Annotated in this window: 21 protein-coding genes; 7 read left to right on the plus strand and 14 right to left on the minus strand. The window is 48.9% G+C overall.

All coding sequences use genetic code 11. The annotated features are described in order from the left end of the window. Positions 1 to 7: 7 nt before the first annotated feature. Complete coding sequence (locus MRBLPE1_RS28355) at positions 8 to 1753, minus strand: ABC transporter ATP-binding protein (protein WP_364152366.1); 1746 nt, start codon at positions 1751 to 1753, stop codon at positions 8 to 10. 196 nt (positions 1754 to 1949) lie between these two features. Between MRBLPE1_RS28355 and MRBLPE1_RS28360 the strand changes: the two genes are divergently transcribed. Beyond that, a complete protein-coding gene (locus MRBLPE1_RS28360) occupies positions 1950 to 2924 on the plus strand; it encodes an N-acetylglucosamine kinase (RefSeq protein ID WP_364152369.1) in 975 nt (324 codons plus the stop codon). A 95-nt stretch (positions 2925 to 3019) separates the two neighbouring features. Then, positions 3020 to 3706, plus strand: a complete 687-nt coding sequence (locus tag MRBLPE1_RS28365) for a class I SAM-dependent methyltransferase (protein WP_364152372.1) — start codon at positions 3020 to 3022, stop codon at positions 3704 to 3706. Positions 3707 to 3717: 11 nt separating this feature from the next. On the opposite strand, the gene MRBLPE1_RS28370 is transcribed toward MRBLPE1_RS28365, so the two are convergent. The 4 genes from MRBLPE1_RS28370 to MRBLPE1_RS28385 form a co-directional block, all read right to left on the minus strand. After that, positions 3718 to 4332 carry a class I SAM-dependent methyltransferase gene (locus MRBLPE1_RS28370; protein ID WP_364152375.1) on the minus strand — a complete coding sequence of 205 codons (615 nt, stop codon included), beginning with the start codon at positions 4330 to 4332 and terminating at the stop codon, positions 3718 to 3720. A gap of 24 nt (positions 4333 to 4356) precedes the next feature. Continuing rightward, on the minus strand, positions 4357 to 4908 hold the full coding sequence (locus MRBLPE1_RS28375) for a class I SAM-dependent methyltransferase (protein ID WP_364152378.1): 552 nt from the start codon (positions 4906 to 4908) through the stop codon (positions 4357 to 4359). 83 nt (positions 4909 to 4991) lie between these two features. Further along, complete coding sequence (locus tag MRBLPE1_RS28380; protein ID WP_364152381.1) at positions 4992 to 6440, minus strand: DEAD/DEAH box helicase; 1449 nt, start codon at positions 6438 to 6440, stop codon at positions 4992 to 4994. A gap of 253 nt (positions 6441 to 6693) precedes the next feature. After that, positions 6694 to 8214 carry a methyl-accepting chemotaxis protein gene (locus MRBLPE1_RS28385; protein WP_364152384.1) on the minus strand — a complete coding sequence of 507 codons (1521 nt, stop codon included), beginning with the start codon at positions 8212 to 8214 and terminating at the stop codon, positions 6694 to 6696. Between the two features lie 261 nt (positions 8215 to 8475). On the opposite strand from MRBLPE1_RS28385, the gene MRBLPE1_RS28390 reads away from it, so the two are divergent. Next, positions 8476 to 10710, plus strand: a complete 2235-nt coding sequence (locus tag MRBLPE1_RS28390; RefSeq protein WP_364152387.1) for a GDYXXLXY domain-containing protein — start codon at positions 8476 to 8478, stop codon at positions 10708 to 10710. 69 nt (positions 10711 to 10779) lie between these two features. Here MRBLPE1_RS28390 and MRBLPE1_RS28395 read toward each other — a convergent pair whose 3' ends face one another. Then, positions 10780 to 11241 (minus strand): hypothetical protein, encoded by a 462-nt coding sequence (locus MRBLPE1_RS28395; RefSeq protein WP_364152390.1) that lies wholly within the window; start codon positions 11239 to 11241, stop codon positions 10780 to 10782. Between the two features lie 196 nt (positions 11242 to 11437). Between MRBLPE1_RS28395 and MRBLPE1_RS28400 the strand changes: the two genes are divergently transcribed. Together MRBLPE1_RS28400 and MRBLPE1_RS28405 are read left to right on the plus strand one after the other, a co-directional pair. Continuing rightward, positions 11438 to 12115 carry an ABC transporter ATP-binding protein gene (locus MRBLPE1_RS28400; RefSeq protein ID WP_364152393.1) on the plus strand — a complete coding sequence of 226 codons (678 nt, stop codon included), beginning with the start codon at positions 11438 to 11440 and terminating at the stop codon, positions 12113 to 12115. Between the two features lie 15 nt (positions 12116 to 12130). Continuing rightward, positions 12131 to 13426: an ABC transporter permease gene (locus tag MRBLPE1_RS28405; protein ID WP_364152396.1), complete on the plus strand. Its 1296-nt coding sequence runs from the start codon at positions 12131 to 12133 to the stop codon at positions 13424 to 13426. Between the two features lie 52 nt (positions 13427 to 13478). Here the strand turns inward: MRBLPE1_RS28405 and MRBLPE1_RS28410 are convergent, their stop codons facing one another. Then, positions 13479 to 13802 carry an MGMT family protein gene (locus MRBLPE1_RS28410; RefSeq protein ID WP_364152399.1) on the minus strand — a complete coding sequence of 108 codons (324 nt, stop codon included), beginning with the start codon at positions 13800 to 13802 and terminating at the stop codon, positions 13479 to 13481. A gap of 476 nt (positions 13803 to 14278) precedes the next feature. Here MRBLPE1_RS28410 and MRBLPE1_RS28415 point away from each other — a divergent pair, with 476 nt between their 5' ends. Continuing rightward, on the plus strand, positions 14279 to 14719 hold the full coding sequence (locus MRBLPE1_RS28415; protein ID WP_364152402.1) for a DUF1641 domain-containing protein: 441 nt from the start codon (positions 14279 to 14281) through the stop codon (positions 14717 to 14719). Between the two features lie 36 nt (positions 14720 to 14755). Then, entirely contained in the window at positions 14756 to 15937 is a 1182-nt protein-coding gene (locus tag MRBLPE1_RS28420; RefSeq protein ID WP_364152405.1) for an NAD(P)/FAD-dependent oxidoreductase, read from the plus strand. A 79-nt stretch (positions 15938 to 16016) separates the two neighbouring features. Here the strand turns inward: MRBLPE1_RS28420 and MRBLPE1_RS28425 are convergent, their stop codons facing one another. The 7 genes from MRBLPE1_RS28425 to MRBLPE1_RS28455 all read right to left on the minus strand — a co-directional run bounded on the left by MRBLPE1_RS28425 (position 16017) and on the right by MRBLPE1_RS28455 (position 21974). Continuing rightward, positions 16017 to 17024, minus strand: coding sequence for a GGDEF domain-containing protein (locus tag MRBLPE1_RS28425; RefSeq protein WP_364152408.1), 1008 nt, complete (start codon positions 17022 to 17024; stop codon positions 16017 to 16019). A 332-nt stretch (positions 17025 to 17356) separates the two neighbouring features. Next, positions 17357 to 17725 (minus strand): hypothetical protein, encoded by a 369-nt coding sequence (locus MRBLPE1_RS28430; RefSeq protein ID WP_364152411.1) that lies wholly within the window; start codon positions 17723 to 17725, stop codon positions 17357 to 17359. Positions 17726 to 17779: 54 nt separating this feature from the next. Beyond that, positions 17780 to 18976: a ParM/StbA family protein gene (locus tag MRBLPE1_RS28435; protein WP_364152414.1), complete on the minus strand. Its 1197-nt coding sequence runs from the start codon at positions 18974 to 18976 to the stop codon at positions 17780 to 17782. Positions 18977 to 19250: 274 nt separating this feature from the next. Further along, positions 19251 to 19907, minus strand: a complete 657-nt coding sequence (locus MRBLPE1_RS28440; RefSeq protein WP_414698932.1) for a glycosyltransferase — start codon at positions 19905 to 19907, stop codon at positions 19251 to 19253. Between the two features lie 65 nt (positions 19908 to 19972). Next, complete coding sequence (locus tag MRBLPE1_RS28445) at positions 19973 to 20530, minus strand: pyridoxamine 5'-phosphate oxidase family protein (RefSeq protein WP_364152417.1); 558 nt, start codon at positions 20528 to 20530, stop codon at positions 19973 to 19975. A 33-nt stretch (positions 20531 to 20563) separates the two neighbouring features. After that, positions 20564 to 21040, minus strand: a complete 477-nt coding sequence (greA, locus tag MRBLPE1_RS28450) for a transcription elongation factor GreA (RefSeq protein WP_364152420.1) — start codon at positions 21038 to 21040, stop codon at positions 20564 to 20566. A gap of 97 nt (positions 21041 to 21137) precedes the next feature. Further along, entirely contained in the window at positions 21138 to 21974 is an 837-nt protein-coding gene (locus tag MRBLPE1_RS28455; protein WP_364152423.1) for a YitT family protein, read from the minus strand. Between the last annotated feature and the right edge of the window lie 44 nt (positions 21975 to 22018).

The raw sequence follows: 22018 nt of genomic DNA on the forward strand, positions 1-22018 counted from the left end.
TCCTCGCTTATGAAGCTGTTTTATCCATGCGGAGCTGGCCATTGGCAAACTCGCGATACATCGTATGGCTGGCATACAGCTGCTCATGCGTGCCGACGCCGGTTATGGCGCCCTTCTCTAGAAATACGATCGAGTCCGCGTCAACGACGGTCGACAAGCGATGGGCAATGACGACCGTTGTCCGTCCGATCATCAGATTTTTGAGCGCGTCCTGCACAACCTCTTCCGATTTGCTGTCTAAATTCGAGGTCGCTTCATCGAGCATTAGAATATGCGGATCCCGCAGCAGCGCCCTGGCAATCGCAATCCGCTGCCTCTGGCCGCCGGAGAGCTTGATGCCGCGCTCCCCAACCTCGGTTTCATAGCCGCTCGGCAATGCCTCGATAAATCCGTCCGCATACGCCATCCGGGCAGCCTGCTCTATCTCCTCTTGCGTTACGCCGCGGGCCAAGCCATAGCATAAATTATCTCTTATCGTCCCCGCAATAATCGGACTTTCCTGAGAAACGTAGCCGATCTGGCTGCGCCACGAGCGCAGCGAAGCATCCCGGATGTCCGTACCGCCAAGCCGGATAGCTCCTGAGTTTGGATCGTAGAAGCGCTCCAGCAGGGAGAACAGCGTCGTCTTGCCGCTGCCGCTTGGCCCGACAAGCGCCGTCACCTTGCCCGCTTCGATCGTTAAGCTTACATCTCGAAGGATCGGCTCCTCCGGCTTGTACGCGAAGGAAACATTCTCTACCTTCAGCGTTTGGTTCATTTCCGTCACAGCCTTGCCGCTGTCTTGGTCTTCCTCTTCCGATTCAATAATGCCAATGATGCTCTCCGTTGCGCCCATCGCTTTCTGAAATTGCGTAAAGAACTGCGAAATTTGCGTGATCGGCAGCATAATTTGGAACAGATACATAATGAACGCGACTAATTCGCCCGCCGTCATAGCGCCGGATGATACCTGCACGCCTCCGAAGCCGATCAGGCAAACGAGCAGCAATAATATAATAAACGAGACGATCGGCGATATCAGTGCCTGCATGCGGGCTTCCTTCAAGCCAAAGCCGAACAAATTTTGAATGCCGATGCGCCCCTGCTCGTATTCGGCCGGCTCGGAGCCCGATGCCTTGACCAAACGAATCTCCGAGACGACACGGTTCACGACCGATGTAAACCTGGCGTTTTCTGCTTGCGTCGACTTGGATATGCTGTACATTTTACGGCCGATCGGCACCATAATTAAAGCAGCCACCGGGAATACGGTAAGCATGATCAGCGTCATTTGCCAGTTCATGTAGAACAGGATCGACAGCGCGCCGATAATGGACAAAATGCCGGTGAAAAAGCCGGTTACATGCTCCGTAATGAGGCCCTTCAGCAGCGCCGTGTCATTCGTGAGACGGCTGATCGTATCGCCGGAAGACTTGTTGTCATAGTACGGAACCGGCAAGCGCAGCAGCTTGCTCCATAGGCGCTCGCGGATCGACGAAACGATTTTGTTGCCGCTGTAATGCAGCAAATAAACCGAAACGCCGCCAGACACTACCTGCGCGATAAAAGCCGCAGCCATGCCGACGATTTGCATCGTGCTTAATGAACCCAGCGAGAAGCCGTTGACCATGTTTTTCGTAAATAGGGGAATCGTCAAACCTACAAGCGTCGTAATGACGCTAAGTATAACCGCCACGGACAGCATTAATTTCGGAGGGTTCGTCTCCATAATGAGTCCTATGAACCGCTTAACATTGCTTTTTTTATTGTTCATCGGTATCTCTCCTGTTTCTCTATTCTCTCCACCACGTTTCTTACTTTACCTTTCTTGTTTAAACGCAATTTAAACGACGGCTTTAAATGAACGAGTATCCTTTTCCCATTCCGCAAAGCTTCTTTTATATGGTAATTTGAGGTAATATATTAAGCAATCATTATCCGTTTTAACATGCATTTCATGGGGGTTTCTTATGAACGAAGAGCTGGTTGTTATTGGAATTGACGGGGGCGGAACACATACCCGCGTCATGGTTTGCGATTTGCGCGGCCATGTGCTTTCTTATATCGAGCGGGGCTCCGCTTCCTTTTACAAGGATGAGAACGCCGTTCAAAATGTACAAGGAGCCCTAGCGGATGCGCTGCGCCAAGCCAATCGAGCGCATGATCATGTGCAGGCACTTGTCGCCGGCGTTGCCGGCTTTGATGCGCCGAATGATCTGGAATGGATTACGCCTCTAACGGAGCTGCCGGGATTAACCTGCCCGAAATGGCATGTCAACGATGCGGTTTCCGCCCACGCAGGCGCCCTGTTGGGCGAGCCCGGCATCGTGGTTATCGCCGGCACCGGGTCCATTATTGTAGGAATAACAGAGGACGGGCAATTCATACGCAATTATGATTTTCATCATTATGCCGCCAGCGCTGCCCGGTTCATCGCCTATGATGCTGTTTATGAAATATTAGCCGGCAATACGGACGGTACCGATCAGGAGCTTGTGCAGGCAATGCTCGCGCACTGGCAGTTTTCATCGATTGACGGCCTGGCAGCCGCCGCCAAAAAAGGATTCGCCGAGGATCGCCGAGAACGCGATAAACAGTTCGGCGAATTTGCCCCGGCTATTACAGCTGCCGCGGCGCAAGGAAGCTCCACTGCTATCCGCGTGTGCAGTCGCGCCGTTGACCAGATTAAAGTTGGCCTAGAGCTGATTGCCGCATCCTTCGCAAGCAGCGAGGTAACCGTTACCTTCATTGGCAGCGTTGCGAACAGCCCTTATTTCTTAGAGCGGCTGAACGAGCGGCTTTTGCACGGAAACCGCAAGCAGTACCGCGTGGCGAAGCCACAGCTCTCGCCTGTAATCGGTTCGGTCTTATTAGCGTTGAAAAACTTGAATATCCCAATCGCCAGCGATGTCATCGAAAATCTGCGGAATGGAATGAGCCATTAGTTTGTCCCTTTTGCTGACGCTATTGACTTTAACGTTACGTACACCTTTATGCTGGGGAGGTATCATTACGCTAACCCAATGGAGGAGGGATATCATTGCCGGATCATAACGAAATTTATTTGAACGAAGCGGAGCGATATCATGAATTAATCGCGAAGCAGCCGAATTTGAGACCCGCTATCGAGGCCATCAGACCGGTCAAAGGATTGGATGTCGTTGATCTTGGAGCCGGATCCGGCAGGCTGACAGCCGTGCTGGCCGGAGAGGCGGGATCGGTTATCGCGCTTGATGCGCAGGAAGCGATGCTGCAAGTTACGGCAGAACGGCTGCGGCATGCGGGACATACGAACTGGAGAACGAGCGCTGCGGATCATCGCAGTCTTCCCTTGGAGAATCAAAGCGCGGATTTAATCGTGTCAGGCTGGAGCATTTGTTATTTAGGCAGCGACGAGCTGCCTGAGTGGGAACAGAACATCCGTCAGGTTATTGGTGAAATCAAGCGCGTACTCCGCCCGGGGGGAACCGTCATTCTTTTTGAGACGATGGGGACCGGCTTCGAAACGCCGAATCCCCCCGCCTTCTTGAAGCGCTACTACGCCGCGCTGGAGAATGACTATGGCTTCTCGCATCGCTGGATGCGAACCGACTATATGTTCGACAGTCCCGAGCAGGCGGAGCAGCTGACCCGCTTCTTCTTTGGCGATGAGCTGGCTGACCGGGTAGCTGAGCAAGGGCTCGTTCATCTGCCGGAATGCGCGGGGATTTGGTGGCTTCAAACGTAGGCGGTTATCCGTCAGCCGGGCTTTTGGATACACCAGGTCGTCATGCACCGTTTGCCTGCTACGATGACCGTTTTGAGCGGTTCATACCACTGTCCGCTCATCCGCCCGGTCAGCGCTTGTAACCGTTCCTCATTCACAAGAAAACGTCTGCTTCCGTCAGGGAGCAGATAACGCCCATCGCCGATCGGCTGTATGCCGGACTCCATGCCGATAGAGGAAGCTAGGCGCGCGAACAGCCTGCCGCCGGGCGCCAGCACGCGCCAAAGCTCATTCACCATTTGCTCAAAATGGGCTTCATTGTCCGCGAAATGCAGAACCGCGCTGCTGATGACAAAGTCGAAGCTCGCATCCGCAAAGCTCATCTGCTCGACAGGTTCAACCCTTGCCTGATCCGCCTGCCAGTCAGTCGCGTAGGCGGCTCCCAGCCTCTGTACCTCTTGAATAGCCGCTTCGGAGCGGTCGACCGCAAATACCTCATAGCCGCTGCGAAGCAAATAGACAAGATTTCGTCCGGTGCCGCACCCGGCATCGAGAATTCGCATCTCCTTCGTGATTCGCCCCTTCAGCAGCTGATCAAACAAATAGATATCAATGTCGCCAAAAAGCTCCTTTAGGTCCGTTTTCATAAAGTCGACCCGCTTTCCTATTCGTTAATGAACCTTGTAGACATAAATCTTGGTGCGATAGATGTCGCGGCAAATAATCACCTGCTCAGGCTCCCAATCCGGAAGCGCGAAGCACACGCTGATCACCTGCGCGCCAGGCTTCAATTCCTCCCGAAATAGGATACTCAAACGCCGCATCGCCCCCGGATAAAGGTAACACACAACCCTATCCACATCCCGGTACGAATATGTGTATAAATCACCCCTAATAAACGATACAGAGGCCCGATTTTCGAGTTTGGCGGCCAAAAAAGATATCCACATGGGGATAACTGAATTTTCGATTCCGATGATACGCCAGTCCCTGCAGCTTCTTCCGATCTGCATCGCCAGCGTTCCCCAGCCCGAACCCGCTTCTACCATGATCCCGCTGCCCGGCAGCCGTTTCATCACCGCAACGACTTCCCGCCGCACCGGCGCCGATGCAGGCATGGGAGAGATCCCGTTTCGCCAGCTTACATAAACGATGGATAACAAGGCAGCCAACATCAATGCCGCCGCCGCAAGCATTACCGCCTGATAAACAACGCTTTCCATAATCATCTCCTGATCGCTATTGGGGATGCTTGCAGCTGCATGTCAATCCTTTACTCGATATCCAACATGCAGTATCCATGAAGCTATGACTTATTTCCCCTGCGAACCTTAAGCTGCTTGCCTTTGACCGTCGTATTTCGCATGACTTCAAGCACGAGGGACCCCTTGCCGTTCAGGATCTCAACATCCGTCACATTATCCAAAATCGTAATAATCCCGATATCATCAGCGGACACGCCTTCGATTTTGGCAATCGTTCCGACGAAATCAACGGCTCTAAGCTTCTTCTTCTTGCCGCCGTTAAAGTTCAACTTCATAATCTGCTTATTTAGCTGCTCGCGCTTGTCCTTTTTGAGAACCGGTCCGATATTGAGCTTTTGTTCAAAAGCCTCGCGGCGAAGGTCTACCGCTTCCTCGGAAGGCACTTTGGCCTTATGAATGCTGAATCCGATGTAGCCCTCTATTTCGGCTAAGCGCCTTGCATCCTTTGAAGCCGCGAAGGTGATGGCTTTCCCGGTCTTGCCTGCCCGGCCGGTTCTTCCCGTGCGATGGACATAGCTCTCCTTCTCCAGCGGGATATCAAAGTTAATGACATGCGTAATATTCGTAATATCGATGCCTCTTGCAGCCACGTCCGTTGCGATCAGATAACGGAATTGCCCTCTCCGGAAAGCGTTCATCACTTCAAAGCGCTCATCCTGCTCCATTCCGCCGTGGATGCGGTCGCAAGGATAGTCCAGCTCCGCCATTTGACGGAAAACCTGATCCACATTCTCCTGGGTGCGGCAAAAAATAATGCAGCTGTCCGGATTTTCGACAATCATCACGTCCTGCAGCAGGGCAAATTTGTCCGCTTCCTTCACTTCGATAACGGAATGCTCGATCGTGGCTGTCGTTAGTCCCTCAGCTTTAATCTCGACGCGCTCGGGATCGTTCATGTATTTATGCGACAGCTTCGCAATATCCTCCGGGAAAGTAGCCGAGAACAGCATCGTCACCCGGTCTGTCGGCAGCTGCTCGATAATGGACTGTACCTGCTCGATAAAGCCCATGTTCAGCATTTCATCCGCTTCATCGATGACCAGGTATTTAATGCGCTCGATAGGGAGCGTGCCCCGTTCGATATGGTCATGGACGCGGCCGGGCGTTCCTACGACCATATGCGTTCTCTGCTTGAGCTCCGCCTTCTGGATATGAAAAGGAGCTTTGCCGTAAACCGCCATCGACTTAATTCGCTTGAAGCGCCCGATATTCGTAATGTCTTCATTAACCTGAAGGGCCAGCTCCCTAGTAGGCGTGAGCACAAGCACTTGGGGCTTGTTCTCGTTCCAATCGACAAGCTCGCATAACGGAATGCCGTAGGCAGCCGTTTTGCCGCTGCCCGTTTGGGACTTAACGACCAAGTCCTGCTTCTCCAGCGCTACCGGTATGACTTCGCGCTGCACCTCGGTAGGCGTCTCGTAGCCCAGGCTCGCAAGCGCTCGAACAATCTCATCGCTTAAGGAATAATCCGCAAACTTTATTTCACTCATCTATATACCTCTTCTACGTTTTATTAGTTTTTTCACTCGCACTCTTAAGGATAGCACAATAACTACCCTTTGGATTCCTTTATTGGTTTAGTATGTTCCAACCCGCTTCGGATGCAGTCGGAACTGCCTTAAAAACTTTTTTTTGCATGGTTGTGATCCAAATTCGCATTCCCCTCGCGATCTGCTTACGCTCTAATGCAAATGAAAGCCCAAAAAGCTCCTGACAGCCGCTGTCAGAAGCTTTTGATTTTTCTTATTCCGCAGCGCTTCGCAAATTCATTTCTGCTTCCTTCACCCGCTCCAGACTGCTTTTGTTGCTCACCAAAAGGGTATCGAGCGTCGCAGAGAGCTGTTCAAGCGTGGCGGAGGCTTCCTGGCTAATGGACGCCAGGTTAGTAGTGGAATCCGCGATAACGCCGGAGGAAGAGCTGATTTTGTGCATCAGGCTTCCATAACCGGTTGTTAGCGTATTAAGCTCCGACACCGCGCCGGCTATGGATTCAAAGGACTGCCTTGTGTTCTCCGTAATCTCATGGCTCTCACGAACCCTGCCCGCCGCTTGGCTCAGCTTGCTGCGCGTAGCCTCCGACTGGCTGGCGAACTGGGTCAGCTGTTCGGTTATGGAGATGGCAGCTTGGGCAGTCATATCGGCAAGCTTGCGAATTTCCGCGGCTACGACGGCAAACCCTTTGCCATGCTCGCCGGCGCGCGCGGCTTCTATGCTTGCATTGAGAGATAAAAGGTTGGTTTGATTGGCTATATCCCGAATCGTTGCGCTGAACTGACTCGTTTCCGCTAAGCGGTCAATAAGCAAAGACGTTTCCTCGTTCACGGACTCAATGTCGCGCGTAAAAGCAGCGTTTGTATCCGACAGCTTCAACATGCGGTTCTTGCCTTGTTCAGCCTGTTCGGCGGCATCGCTTGTTTTGTTTAGCAAATCGTCAATGGAATCGGACATTTGATTAACCAACACATTCATCTCTTGGATCGAATCGCTGATTGCCAGTGTAGAATCCACTTGATCTGTCGCGCCGCGGGATATTTCCTGAAAGGCAATATTCATCTCCACGAAGGAGTAGTTATTGTCCTCGCCAGCCTCCGATACGCTCTGCAGATGCGCCGATACCACGTTCACATGGTCCAACATGTTTTGCTTCTGGTTCTCCTGCAGCAGAGACAGCTGTTCGGCTTGCTCACGAGAAACCTCCATGCTTTTGATCAGCCGCGAGGTCACGCCGATGAGACCAAAAAGAAGCCCCGAAATTAAAATATAGAGAATAATGTATGTAGGGATAGTCGCTTCGTCAAGCTTAAGCTGCTCGCCTTGTACGATCACTATGTATAAAAGCTCGGCAAAGCCTAATGTAAGCCCTAGAATAAGCGGCCACAGTCTCATAAATATAACGCAAACAATCAGCAAATAAAAAATGGAAAACGTATTCGATATACTCGGAGTCTGAAAAATGGAGGAGAAGGAATTGATAGCCGAACCGATAATGGCCAAGTAAGAAATATAAGGAATGAACTTGCGGGAAAAATAGAAAAACGCATACACAGCCGTTGTCGCGAACTGCAGGCCAATAATATTTAGGGTACCGGAATCCACCGCCCCTTGGCCGATAAAGGCCAGGACGCTTAATAACGTGATAACCAGGGTAAAAGATAGTGCAAGCAGCACGACAAAATTCCGTTTAACCATGTCGCGATCCCGCCCGGATAAATGCTCGTCCTTCTCTTTAACAGCGCTTCGAATGTTCTTAATGATGTTGGTCATGATAGCCGCCCACCCCATATGTAATCTTGCCTTTTTACTAATAAACACCATTTAGTAGTCTATTCGTACCATCATTATAAAATCGTTGTTGAAATTTGTCGATTTAAATATTTTTTGACAAGTAAACGCATTCATTAGGTGGTTAACAGGTGCGGCCAAGCATGTCTGCTCAGCGCAGTACTACAAAAAGTGAGTACTAGTTCGCTTTTGATTGGGTCATTATAATACAAGACATACCAACCAGAAAGGCATGTGATTCCAATGCTGCGATTAAATGTTACACGTGTCGGCTTCCTCATGGGCGTGTCCCTGCTCCTTGCTGCTATCATCTACTTTTTCGCTGCCAATTGGGGCGGTCTCGGCCGTGCCGATAAAATTCTCGCCTCCGCAGGCATCATGGTCCTGTTCTACGGCGCTGCGTTCGTTTTTTCCAAAATGAAGATCGTGCTCGGACACCATTCTTTTTTGTCCGCTATTTTTCTAGTCGGCGGCTGTATCTCCTTTGGCGCTGCCGTTGCCCTGCTAAATCAAATCTATAATTCCCATGCCGACAACTACGAGCTCTTTCTCGTTTGGTCGATTCCCGCTCTGCTGCTGGCTTTTATTACCCGCTTTAATCCATTTTACGTATTGGCTTATGCGCTGGTCCATTTGACGCTGTGGCAGTACTTTTTCCCGAGCTCGCTTTATATCGTTCGCAGTGACAACGAAATTTGGCTGATCGGCTGTATGTTTGCCCTTATTAATCTCATCTTGTTCGTATTAATTGAAAGCAAATGCTTCTCTTCCGCGCCTCTGAAATATGCCAGCTTTGTTGTCTTCCATATTTCGGTGCTCGTCTTAACGAACTCCACGCAGTACGAGGTGTCCGGTCCATGGATGAATATCGTATGCATAGCTGCAATCGCATTGGGCTTCTACTATTTTATCAAGGTTCGTCTGGATAAGGTTATGCTTACGCTTAACGGGCTTGCCGCATCGGCATATGCCGTATTTAAATTTTTAGAGCTGCTTTCGGAGCATGCCTCGACTTCCTTTTTTGTTTTCGGCCTTCTCTTTGTCGCTGTGCTGCTAACCGGAAACTTCTTTTTCTTCCGTTTTCTAAACAAGCTGGGGGCGCGTGACGCAAGCACGGAGAAGAGCGAGGAGAACACGCAAGCCGGGGCCCACCACGGTGCCCTCGTCGGAAAAATCGTCTCCGCAACCGTTACCGTTATCGGCGTCTTAATCGGCAGCATTTCTCTAGTCGGCTTAGTGCTGCTCGCTTCGGATGAGATTGAACCGCAGCATGTGCTGTTTGTCATTTCGCTGCTGTTCGTGCTACCCATACTCTTGCTGCCCCGCCTAAACGCCGTTATCCGTTACACGGTGCTTACCATTGGATACGCCGCAGGGTTGATTGCGATCGCGTGGATCGATTGGGCAGGCTTAACCTTACTGTTCTTAGCCGTCACGACGGCAGGCTGGTTCAAGCTGCATGGGCGGGCACAGCATTTTTTCATCTATTCTTTAATCAATCTAAATGTGGCCATATTGCTTTTCCAGCTGTTTGAATACATCCAGCAAGCCTATTCCTTTATCGTGCTGATCCTGGCAGCCCTGAATGCCGTCATCTATGCCAGCCACCATTTGCTCGCAAAGGGCGTCCAAAGGCAGCATCTCCGGGAATGCGGGTTGCCGTTCATGCTGCTTCTGCTGTTTTGGCTCACATTTATGGATGATATCTTCCCCTATTCGTACGAGCTGTTTAATCTTATTCATTTTATCGTCGTAACCGCGTTAGCTTTCCTGTTTGTCCGCCGCGGCCAAGTCTTCGAAGCGGCAGTTAGCTTGGTGTTTTGGTTCATGTTCCTGGCGTACAAATATTACGATTTGTTCTGGACGCTGTTCCACAAGTCGATCACCCTTGCCCTGTTAGGCGTGGTTGCTATTGCGGTTACGTATATCTACGCATACCGGACACGCGCAAGCGTGCCTGAGGGCACCGACTCGTACAGTCGGCTGCTGCGCAAAAGCCCGATTTTAATCGCCGTAGTTATTGCGCTGCAGCTAGGTTACGTCGGGTACCATGCCGCAACGAGCGAAGCTTTGCTCTCGAGCGGCGCCTCGGTTAAGCTGGCGATTGAGCCGCTCGACCCGAGATCTCTGCTGCAGGGTGATTACGTAAGGCTCAACTACGGCATTTCTACGCCGCCGCCAGGCATCGCTAAGGAGTTGGAAGCGCGCGGAGGCGCGCGGCGAATCAAGGTTGTGCTCCTTCGGGGCGATAATGGCGTGTACGAATTTGAGCGTTTATACAAAGCCGGAGATTCCATAAAGGGCAATGAGATTGTCATAAACGGCATCTCTAACGGCTGGGACAGCATCTATTACGGCATTGAAACTTATTTCGTCCCGGAAGGCACCGGCACCGAGACCGAACGGAATGCCCATTTTGCCTACGTCAAGGTTGGCACCAATGGGGATGCGCTCCTTGAGCGTTTAAGCAAGGATTAAGGACTTTTGCATTTGCAAAAAAAATAGCAGGACATATCCGGCCTCCATGCCGCATATGTCGTGCTATTTTTATGAATACGTCAGCTTGCTCAGATCCGGAAACTCCTCTAAATAACCGTTTCGCTCCAGCTCCATCAAGGCTTTGCGGATGCTTTGTTCGTCTTCCCCCGATTGGTCCGAGAGCGCCAGCAGCTCCGCCAGCGTAATCTCCTTATGCTCCTTGCAATAAGTCAGCAAGCCTTTGGCTGCCCAAGACAAACGGTCATCTTGGAACTCCCCGATCATTTTACGGAATACTTTATGTGGAATTAACTGTTCGTTTACTAATGCCTGCATGGCTTTTATCGCGAGCTTTGTCGACATGCGGCCCTTCTTAGCAACCTCATCCAAGGTGAGCGATGCGGAATCGGCAGTGCTTGAGCTAAGTACGATATAAATCATTTGCGAATAGATATCCAGGTTTGGATTATAAAAGATTTCGGTAGAAACGGTGAAATTGCGTACGTTACCAGGTGAAATATCAGTAGTCATGTTTCTTCTCTCCCTTCCGATTGGTCTATACCATAATAAAGGTTCGGAAACGGGGTTTCAATTTAGGCTTTATTAGAAAATGTTAATCGTAACCGGACTTGCTATTCTGAACCAGGTTACATTTTCAGAAAAAATGGCGTCTTCCTTATAAATGATATGCTGCAAAATGGATTTGCACAGAAAGGATGATATCCGATTGATAGCGATTCAAAACCTGTCCCATCAGTTCCAAATCGGTAGAAAAGGCAATGAGAGAACCGTCCCGGTATTAAGCAACGTTCATCTAGAGGTAGCTAAGGGAGAAATCGTATCCGTCCTCGGGCGGAGCGGATCGGGTAAATCAACATTGCTAAATTTAGCAGCCGGTTATATGAAGCCCGCCAGCGGTTCCATTACCATTAACGGCACAAATGTCACGGAATACAACGAGACACAGTGGTCAAAGTTTCGCCTGGACCATATGGGCTTTATTTTTCAAAGCTTCCAGCTGATGCCCAGCATGACCGCGTTCCAGAACATTGAGCTGCCTCTTACCTTAAAGGGGTTAGACAAGAAGGCACGCGACCAACGGGTTATGGAGACGCTTGAGCTCGTAGGGATGAGCGACTATGGATCATTTTATCCGAGCGAGCTGTCAGGCGGACAGCAGCAGCGGGTCGGAATTGCGAGAGCTATGGTGCTGCGTCCTTCGATTATTTTGGCGGATGAGCCTACGGGAAGCTTAGACAGCGAGACAGAGCAAACGGTGCTGGAATTTATCCGGCATTTGAATCAACAGCGGGGAACCACGTTTCTTATGATTACGCATGATGCCGAGGTCGCTTCCATCGCACACCGATCGGTTACGATCCATAACGGAGAATTAGTCAGTTAGAAAGGAGAGCCGCATATGAAATGGAAAGATAAATATGATTTTATGCGTCAAAATATGAAGAAAAACAAATCGAGGCTGTTTATGACCGTTTTGGCCACGGCGATGGGCTGCTGCTTTCTAGTCGTGCTTTCTTCCATTGGATTCGGCTTTCAAAAGAGCATCACGGAGCAGATCACATCCAACGGTAAAGTTACCGAAGTATCGATTTATGGAAAAACTGTCGCAAGCGGCGATGAGAACAGCGTAGATTCACTCTATTCTCAGGATGAGATTGATTATTTTCAGAGCATTCCCCATGTCGAGGCCGTTGTACGCCAGAACATGGTTAACCTGAATACGCAATACGCTCTTGACGATTACGCTGCCGATGTTGAACATTCACCTGTATTTACGGTCATGGAGGCGGAGCAGCACGGCAAGCTGGAGCTAGCCGAAGGAAGATTCCCGACAAACGAGCATGAAATACTCGTAGGCTATCACTTTGCAGAATCGCTGCGTCTACCGTCTAACCCAGCTCAACCCTACTCGGGCCGTTTGTTAAATAAGACGATAAAGATTACGTTGAAGCAGCCAGCCGATGCAGCCATTAAAGAAACCCAATCCATCGCGCTAGATGCTGAGGTCGTTGGCATATTGAAGCAGCCCGCTAAGGAATGGCTGCAGGATTACAGCGTAGTCATGGATCAAAGCGCTATCGCATCGGTAATCACCTTGCTGCCTGCAGAGGAGCAGCGGCTTCTGGACCATTATCAAAATGTGCTTGTATACGCGGACGACATGCAGCATGTCACTCGTATCGCCAAAACGATTAAGGATAATGGCTACAATGCCTACTCCGTGGCGAGCGAGCTGAAAAAGGTCGATTCGATATTCTTGTTCGTAAAGCTGGGTCTTCTATTCGTAGGCGCAATCGCAGTGCTGATCGCTGCAATCGGCATTTATAATACGATGACGATGGCGGTTACCGAGCGAACGCAGGACATCGGCATCATGAAAGCGATCGGCGCGTCGCCATCCTCGATTCGGAGCATCTTCCTCCTGGAAAGCAGTTTTATCGGAGTATCGGGCACACTCATCGGAACGGCAGTCGCCTTTCTCGTCAGCTTTGCGGCAAACCAATTGATTCCAATCATTTTAAGCAGTCAAAATGAGGACAGCGAGCCTGCAGGCTTTATTTTCAGCTATATTCCTATGACATTAATCTGGGTTTCTGCAGCAATCAGTATCGGCATTGCTATTTTGTCCGGCATGCAGCCAGCCCGCCGCGCAACCGAAATTGATGTCCTAAAGGCGCTGCGCAGAGATATTTAATAAAGCTGTGGCTGTTGAGCAGCAAAAAAAGCTAACCCTTGATGCCAAGCGGTTAGCTTTCCTCCTCGGTGACGGCATGATAACGGTATTTGCTCAAATCGACTCGTCCATCCCCGCTCGTTGCAACTCCCTCTCCGTTTAAGTAAAGAATCTGCATATAGCGGGCTTCTTCATCCGTAATTGCAATTTCGCCTTTTGCATTAACTACCCTGTGCCAGGGAAGATTATGAATGCCGCTTAGCGAATGTAAAATCCGGACCACCTGTCTTGCGCCTCTGCGGCTTCCGGCTAACTCCGCTATCTGACCATAAGTCATTACGGCCCCTTCCGGAATGGCTTGAATGATGGCGATGACTCTCTGCGTAAACGGCTGCATGGTTCTTCTTCTCCTTATGCTCGTCATTTTTTATCATGTCTGTGGATTCGATTGGCTCTTTTCATCATATCTTATGGAAGGGCACTCGCGCATATTTGTATTGGAACCAAACTCATCAACCGATCCGGCAACAACCAAATAACCAAAAAATGGTGTTAATATCGACAAAATGCATGCATTCGCCTGTCCTTGATAACAAAATGCAATATTTTTTTGCCAAAAGTATTAAATTTCTTTTTAACTTTTGATGAAAACGATGTAGAATAGAAACAAAGGGTTCAATCCGATTACGTCATGCTCGCTAACTCATCCTTCTCCAAGCATCTTGGGTAAGGCTGTTACTAACGCACAGTCATCTATTTGAGAAACTATGTGAAAAGTGTAACAAACTTTAGGGATGTACGCCCGCTTCTAGCGAATGGCACAATTGAGACCATAACTTACTTTCAAATTAACGTAAAGGAGGACATTCTATAATGTCACAACCATCTGCTGGACAAGAGGTAGCAGCAAGCCTGGCTGAAGAAAAGCAATCGTTAGATGTACTTGATCAATTAATGAAGCCGGAGGTTCAACAGTCGCTGACTGTGCTCGTGGATAACCTTCCGAAATTAGCTGAAATGGTAACACTAATGACCAAAGCGTATGATTTCGCGCAAAACATCGCTACAGACAAAGTATTGATCAACGATTTCGCTCAAGGTATCGGTGAATTCGTCAAACCGGTGCAAGAGAAAGCAAAAGGGATCGCAACTGCAGCAATCGAGGCTGGCGAGCGTTCGCAAGAAGCGGCTAACACTTCTGTTGGCTTGTTCGCTATGTTGAAAATGCTGAAAGATCCGGAAGTTCAAAAAACGCTGCGCTTTGCACAAGCATTCCTTAGTGTGCTGTCTGAACGTAAAAACGAAAAAGCATAATATACTGATTACGCATAGAACGAACGGAGGATGAACATGTCGAAGCAAATTTTAATTCTTGGTGGCGGTTACGGCGGTCTTCTTACAGCTCTAACAGCCCGCAAGCACCTGACTGCAGCAGAAGCAAGCATCACAATCGTTAACCGTTACCCTACACACCAAATCATCACTGAGCTGCACAGACTTGCCGGAGACACGATCGCTGAGCAAGCCGTTGCGCTGCCGCTGAGCAAGCTTCTTGGCGACAAGCAAGTGAATATCATCGTTGATTCGGTGAAAGAAATTAAACCAAACGATAAACAAGTCGTTCTTGCAAGCGGCCAAGTACAAAAGTACGATACCCTTGTTGTTGCACTGGGCAGTGAAACAAACTACTTCGGTATTCCTGGCCTGGAAGAGAACAGCCTTGTTCTTAAATCCGTTGCCGATGCTAACCGCATCCGCAAGCATGTGGAAGAGCGCCTTGACGCTTATAAGAAATCAGGCAACAAAGCTGACGCAACGATCGTTGTTGGCGGCGGCGGCTTGACCGGCGTTGAGCTTGTCGGCGAATTCGCTGACAGACTTCCAGAAGTATGCCGCAGCAAAGGCATCGACTTCAATGACATTTCGTTATATTGCGTAGAAGCAGGCCCTGCTGTTCTGCCAATCTTCCCGAAAGTGTTGATCGACCGTGCGGTTACAAGCCTTGAGAAACGCGGCGTAAACTTCATTACGAGCGTAGCCATCACGGAAGCAACAAAAAGCTCTGTTTCGCTTAAAGACGGACGCACGATCGAATCGAGCACCATCATTTGGACAGGCGGCGTAAAAGGCAATCCGGTAGTCGGCAGCAGCGGCCTTGCAGAGGACCGCGGCCGCTCGACCGTTACGCCAACTCTTCAATCGACTTCGCATGCCGATGTATTCCTTGCCGGCGACTGTGCAGTCGTATTCCCAGAGGGCGGCGACCGTCCTTATCCTCCAACGGCTCAGCTTGCTTGGCAAATGGGCGAAACGGTAGGCTACAACCTATCGGTTCAAATCAAAGGCGGCGTAATGGATAAATTCGTTCCTGTATTCTCCGGAACGCTTGGAAGCCTAGGCCGTAAAGACGGCGTAGGTACAATCGGCGGAAACGCGACACAACTGAAAGGCTTGCCTGCATCCCTGATGAAGGAAGCAAGTAATGTCCGCTACCTGTCGCATATCCACGGTCTATTCGCACTTGCGTACTAATATACACACAAAAAAAGAAGGCGGGCATCTTGCCCTCCTTCTTTTTTTTGTTCATTTTACACGAACATCCTTATTAAATTTAGCCGGGCTGTGCCTTCGTAATTTGGTTCTTACCTGAATCCTTCGAGGTGTACAGAGCTTTATCGGCCAGCTGGAACAGCTCTTCGAAGGTCATGCCGCTTCTGTCCGTATACGCGATACCGCCGCTGGTCGTAACGGAAATCAGTTTTTCCCCGTTTATCGCGATCTCGGTTTGCTTTAGCATTTCACGCAAGCCTTCAGCCATTTCCAGGCTCTCGTCCTCGCTTCTTCCCTGCAGGAATACCGCAAATTCCTCGCCGCCCACTCTGCCAACCATTCCAATGTCCGCATAAGCCTGCCGCAGTAAATTAGAGATCGTTATAAGCACCTGATCACCTGCCAAATGCCCGTGTACATCGTTCACCTTTTTGAAATCATCGATATCCAAAAGCAATAAGGAGAAAGAAATGCCTGTCCCGCTAAGCTGCTCTCTTACCTTCTCCACAAAATGCCTGCGGTTGAATACGCCTGTCAGACCGTCAATGGTTGCTTGCGCATACAGCTTTTGTCCCGTTTCTTTGGCATGATGCGCTTCCTGCACCTTATACTCCATGGCTCTTCTAAGCCGATGGAAAACGTAAACGATTGCGATTAAGCTGGACATAAACAACAGCAAAACAAAGCTATGGATAAGCATAGTCGTCGTAAATTGGTTATAGGCAGCCTCACCGATTTCCTGCTTGCTCACGCTGTATAGTTTGTTTCCGATATACAAACCGTTTAACAGCAAAATAAAAGAGCACACGATGAACATAAACCAACGATCGACATACATGCAAAATAACGTCGCTAAGGGAAATACAAAAGTAAACGTAACGGATGTCGTAGCCGTCATTAAAGTAAATACATACATGATAAAAAAACCACTAAAGGTGGCGACCCTAACATACCTTGTGAGTGGGTTATTCCTATAAAAAAAAGTGCCTGCAATGACCGAAATATAACCAACGGAAATGATCGGCAGCACAAAAGAAAGCGGACGGGTCCCTTTAAAAAATTCAATCATGAATCCTGCCGACAAAATAACAACCATAACCCAACAAACAATAATAACAATAAAATTTACAGCGCTTTCATAATAAAATGGCTTTTGCTCGTTTATCTCTGATGCTCCTCTCCATAAACCTCCACTGTACCTATATCGTATATGGAAATGAACGTCTTGTCACTGCATTTATACAGCTCAATCATTTCCGGAATTTTCTAGGTAAAACGAAAATAGCACCCCTAAGCACCACCGAATGTGACTTAACATCACTTAATGGTGCTTCGGAATACCGAGTAATACTTAGTGTTATTTTTGCTCTAATTCAACGTTTCAAAAGTTCCTATGTGCGTCTAACTCCAAGCTTCAATATCATCATCATCGAATTCTTCCTCTACCGCTGGCTCGGCTGCAGGAACAACCGGAGCAGCAGGAGCCTCTTCTTTCGCGGCTGCCATCTGCTCCAAGCCGGCAGAAACTTGAGGACGAGCTTCATTTTCTTGCGGTATGGCTGGGGAGTTGGAGCTCTGCAGTCTGCTTCTCTCCATGGGAACGAATGCCTGCAAATTCCGCACGCCGTTTAACGCAATCTCGTTCTCTACCAAATAACGGAGAGAATCCATGAGGTTGGATTGCGTATTCAGCCACTGCATAACCAATGGATCCTCTGTCTTTTTTGTTTTCAAGCTGATATTTTCACCGGGCAGCTTAGTTTTTTTCATTACAGTCACCTACCAAAATCCGTTAGAATATGCCCAAAGTTAACCTGATGAGGCTTATACGGGTTGAACCGCCTTATTTTTGAGCGCCTCATAAATTTTTCCACGTACAAAAGCATCGAGCCCCATCGCATTAAGCTGTACGGCATACTCGGCCGGAATATACAGCAGCTGCATTTCGCGCTCCGTGCAAAGCTCTTTAAGCTGTGCATATAAGACAGAGCGCATGAGAATGCTTCCGCCGCCGTATACGCAGATCAAATCAATTTCGTTACGCGCCTTGGTCAGCTGTTTTTTGACATGCTGGACAATTTGCCTAACCTGGCTCTCAAGCGGCCTCTTTAGCGTCTTAAGCGCGCGTGCGTGATACTTATGAGCCGGATTTTTAATCACGTCGCTGAAAAATTGACGCGGGCTGTCCGGCAAGTGAATGAGGCGATTGAACTCCTGAAGCGCTTCTTCAATCGCATAGCCAGCACCGTGATGGCTGCCATGGACGAATTGACGCAAAAATTTATTGCCTTCCGTAATTGGGTATTCCGTGGAGCCGTCACCGATATCCACATGCAGAATACGTTTATCCTTAAAATAGCTGCCGGTAAATTTCTTCTCAATGCCGTAGGATTGAAGGAAATCATCAAAGATATCCCCTTCTCTCCAGCCGCCAGCCGCATCCTTCTGCAGGGTGAAAATAACCGGCGTGGCCTCAGGAACGACCTTGGCAAAAGGGAATACGATCTTCACGGCTACGCGCTGAATGCCCAAATGCACCGTTACGTGATGCGTGCCCGTAGTGAAGCGCTTCTCGAACTTCGTGGAGGTCTCATCCGTATGCTGGGTGACCGGCAAAGCGGTTGCCATATCGACCTCTACATCAATTTGTTCAGGAATTTTTTTCTCTTCCTCATAGCCCTTCTGCACGGCCATCGCCGCGATTTGGGCAAGCGTATTGATAACCGGGAGATCCATATCGCTTTTTAGATCAATTCCGATTTGAAGGTTGTCCAAAATCTCTCCGCTCTCTAGGGCAAACTTCCCGACATAGTACATTCCCGGTCTTGCAGCAGGCGAATCTATGGTGACGACCAGCTGGTCTTGCAAGTTTTTGATAAAGCTTTCCGGCGATTGCTCCTCGCTCCATGGGAGCTCGTCCACCGTGCAATTTACATTCGGCTGCTGAACCAGTTTACCGTCAATAATTAGATCATGCTCACTGTTTCCGTTATCGTTGCCTACAAAGAAATGAAAATTCATAATCGCTTTCCTCCTAGAAAAGTTTTGGGAAACAAAACTAGCTTCCTATGTTCGTTTTTTAGCTTCATGCATTCCTAAGTAATACTTTGCCATACTTAGTGTTAGTTTACATCAAGCTAGAGTCCCATAGCTCATTAATCTTTTCTCATCTATTTTTGTCGGAATCTGCTTACCTGGCTCGTATAGGAGGCGATGCTGTCGTTTTCGCTTATTTTCGCCATAAAAAAAGCTAATCCGTCATGGACGGATCAGCTCTTTTCTTTATTACGTTCCGTTAGTTAAAGGTTTGAGGGAACTGCTTAATGATGCCTTCCGTGAGGGCATCCGCAAGCATCAGAATATGGTCTTCGCCTTTATCGAAGGCCGCTACATCCGCATCCCAATTCTTTTGAAGCCTGGCCGCTACATCCTCGCTGAGCAGCTGCAAATGAACGTACAGTAGGTCTTTGAGCGCTTTCTCGGACCAATTCGGATTTTTTTTGCTTAGAAATGCCGCAATATCATCCGCGTTTCTATACCACTCTTTGTTGTATTTTGCTGCATCCGCTTGATTCCCGCTCGCTAAGGCGCCTACCAATTTGCCTGCAATTGCGATATGCTCCTGCAGAAGCGCAGCAAGCTCATTCCCAGCCGCCTCACCGTAAAACGGTTTAAAGCTATTCCCGATATCCTGCTGGTTCTTAAGCAGCCGCTTCAGCGTGACGTCCTTATCCTCAAGCCCCGCCAATGCACTCACTATGTAATTTCTCGTCCACAGCGCATGTTCGATCCACAGCTTTCTCGAGTCCTCTTTCAACTTTACGGCTGCCGGGCTTGCATAGCCCTCATGTCCGTGACGGTGATCCATTTCGCTTGCCTGGACTCTTAACGGCGCGGAACTGACTGCGACTGTCGCGCACAAAATAGCGGCGATAAGAAATTTGCTCTTCATAGTTACCTTCTCCTTAAATGATTCGAATGGAATAGCCTGTTATATTGTTAGCTATTCCCCGCAAATCATTCGTAAAGGGAACTCAATGGCGTTGGCATGCCGTCAATGCTCTTCTGGTTTTTCTCTTTTCTGTACGACTTAAGGCCTTCTTCTCCCTGCTGAACCGACCAGCGCTGAAGGGTGTCGCGTTCGCCAGTATAAGACATGAACGGAATCGAATAACCGCATGAAGTCTGCACCTTATGCACCTCGATGTCAATAATCTGCCTCGCCCCCGGAATCGGCGTGAAAAGCGGATATAACGCCTCCCATCCCGGTGAATCCGGCAGCACGACAGTACCTTTCCCGTAAAGTCTCATAATGTTAGGCGCTCCGTCGAATGCGCAAAACATGACCGTCACTCTTCCGTTTTCTTCAAGATGCGCGCTGGTTTCATTGCCGCTGCCTGTCAAATCCAGATAAGCCACGCGATTAGCGGACAATATCCTTAGAGAATCATGTCCTTTGGGCGATAAGTTGACATGCCCTTCTGCCGATAGCGGAGCCGAACCAATAAAAAAAATATGCTGCTGGCGAATAAACGCCTCATGTTGAGGTAATATGGCATCAAATTGCTTTCCCATTTCGCCCTCATCCTTTTCCTTAGGAATGAATAATTACGCTTTAATTTCAAGAAGCTCGTATTTAATAACGCCCATAGGCGCGTTTACGCTAATGATACTGCCTACGCTTTTTCCAAGAAGCTCCTTGCCAAGCGGGCTTTCGTAGGAGATTTTATTTTCTGCGACATCGGCTTCTTCGGTGCCTACGATTTTGTACGTAATTTTCTCTGAAAACTCAATGTCATTCAAAATAACGGTCAAGCCGATATTGACCTTTGAGAGATCTTGGGTATCTGCTTCGATGACGCGGGCTTTTTTCAGCATATTAGTTAGTATAATAATCCGTGTTTCCATAAATGACTGGTCGTTTTTCGCTGAATGATACTCGCTGTTTTCCTTTAAGTCGCCGTAGCTTATCGCCAATTTAATCCGGGCGGCCAATTCTTTGCGCTTTACGTATTTCAAATCATCCAGCTCGGCTTGCAATTGCTCTAAGCCCTCTTTGGTCAAAATCACTTCGTCGTTCGACATCTAAACAGCTCCCATTTTGCATTCTTGCTCTCATCTTACCCTATATTTCAAAAATATGCGAAAAGCGATGGCTTCCAGTTGCTTCATTCGGATTCCTTTACTTCGAAATATCAATAAATCCCTCGCCGAACACGTCGCGCACATCATGAATGGTAATAAAAGCGTTCTTATCGGCTGCCTTCACGATTTTCTTCAGCGTGCTAAGCTCCTGCTTGCTAATGACGATATAGAGAATTTCCTGAGGCGTTTTCGTATAATATCCGCGCCCGTAGATCACCGTAACGCCCCTGTCCATTACCACGTTAACCTGCTCGGCAATCTTGTCCTGCTGCTTGGATATAATCGTCACGGCTTTCTTCGGGTTTACACCCTCAATAATAAAATCCATGACCTTCGTTCCAATATACAGCATGATAATCGTCAGCATAAGCGCCTGTGCCCCGATAATGAAATAAGAGGAGAAAGCGACAATTAAGTCAAAAAACAGCAGCGCGTAACTGATATTCCAGTCCAAATACTTATGTGCGATGCGCGCCAGAATCGTCGAGCCTGCGGTGGTGCCTCCGACCCTAATAATAAGTCCGATCCCAATCCCTCCGAGCAATCCGCCAAACACGGCATTTACCGTTATTTCATCCGATACGATGCGCCAGTCCTCGGTCAAATGCAGAAAGAGGGAATGAAACAAGACCGCTGCAATCGTATAAAATACCGTTCTCCGGTCCAGAAAGCGATAGCCGATCAGCAGGAGAAAGGAATTGAAAATTAAACTGACCAGTCCCGGCGACCAGCCGAACAAATAATATAAAATAATCGTAATCCCGGTAACGCCGCCTTCTCCAAGCTCATTCGGAATAACGAATAGATTGATTGCGAGTGCAAAAATAAGCGCTCCAGCCATTATGATGAGTAAATCCAACGCTTTTTTTTTCATGTCCATACACCTTTCTTAGCCGAAAATAACCCCGGCAGCAAATT

This window comes from Paenibacillus sp. LPE1-1-1.1, assembly GCF_040676435.1.
Classification (GTDB): domain Bacteria; phylum Bacillota; class Bacilli; order Paenibacillales; family Paenibacillaceae; genus Pristimantibacillus.

Bases quoted from the DNA above. Each gene is read 5' to 3' on its own strand.
- greA (WP_364152420.1), bottom strand. From the start codon at position 21,040: ATGTCGAACGACGAAGTGATTTTGACCAAAGAGGGCTTAGAGCAATTG.
- MRBLPE1_RS28380 (WP_364152381.1), bottom strand. From the start codon at position 6,440: ATGAGTGAAATAAAGTTTGCGGATTATTCCTTAAGCGATGAGATTGTT.
- MRBLPE1_RS28435 (WP_364152414.1), bottom strand. From the start codon at position 18,976: ATGAATTTTCATTTCTTTGTAGGCAACGATAACGGAAACAGTGAGCAT.
- MRBLPE1_RS28405 (WP_364152396.1), top strand. From the start codon at position 12,131: ATGAAATGGAAAGATAAATATGATTTTATGCGTCAAAATATGAAGAAA.
- MRBLPE1_RS28395 (WP_364152390.1), bottom strand. From the start codon at position 11,241: ATGACTACTGATATTTCACCTGGTAACGTACGCAATTTCACCGTTTCT.
- MRBLPE1_RS28360 (WP_364152369.1), top strand. From the start codon at position 1,950: ATGAACGAAGAGCTGGTTGTTATTGGAATTGACGGGGGCGGAACACAT.
- MRBLPE1_RS28455 (WP_364152423.1), bottom strand. From the start codon at position 21,974: ATGAAAAAAAAAGCGTTGGATTTACTCATCATAATGGCTGGAGCGCTT.
- MRBLPE1_RS28410 (WP_364152399.1), bottom strand. From the start codon at position 13,802: ATGCAGCCGTTTACGCAGAGAGTCATCGCCATCATTCAAGCCATTCCG.
- MRBLPE1_RS28420 (WP_364152405.1), top strand. From the start codon at position 14,756: ATGTCGAAGCAAATTTTAATTCTTGGTGGCGGTTACGGCGGTCTTCTT.
- MRBLPE1_RS28375 (WP_364152378.1), bottom strand. From the start codon at position 4,908: ATGGAAAGCGTTGTTTATCAGGCGGTAATGCTTGCGGCGGCGGCATTG.
- MRBLPE1_RS28390 (WP_364152387.1), top strand. From the start codon at position 8,476: ATGCTGCGATTAAATGTTACACGTGTCGGCTTCCTCATGGGCGTGTCC.
- MRBLPE1_RS28370 (WP_364152375.1), bottom strand. From the start codon at position 4,332: ATGAAAACGGACCTAAAGGAGCTTTTTGGCGACATTGATATCTATTTG.
- MRBLPE1_RS28445 (WP_364152417.1), bottom strand. From the start codon at position 20,530: ATGGGAAAGCAATTTGATGCCATATTACCTCAACATGAGGCGTTTATT.
- MRBLPE1_RS28355 (WP_364152366.1), bottom strand. From the start codon at position 1,753: ATGAACAATAAAAAAAGCAATGTTAAGCGGTTCATAGGACTCATTATG.
- MRBLPE1_RS28430 (WP_364152411.1), bottom strand. From the start codon at position 17,725: ATGAAAAAAACTAAGCTGCCCGGTGAAAATATCAGCTTGAAAACAAAA.
- MRBLPE1_RS28425 (WP_364152408.1), bottom strand. From the start codon at position 17,024: ATGATTGAATTTTTTAAAGGGACCCGTCCGCTTTCTTTTGTGCTGCCG.
- MRBLPE1_RS28385 (WP_364152384.1), bottom strand. From the start codon at position 8,214: ATGACCAACATCATTAAGAACATTCGAAGCGCTGTTAAAGAGAAGGAC.
- MRBLPE1_RS28440 (WP_414698932.1), bottom strand. From the start codon at position 19,907: ATGAAGAGCAAATTTCTTATCGCCGCTATTTTGTGCGCGACAGTCGCA.
- MRBLPE1_RS28415 (WP_364152402.1), top strand. From the start codon at position 14,279: ATGTCACAACCATCTGCTGGACAAGAGGTAGCAGCAAGCCTGGCTGAA.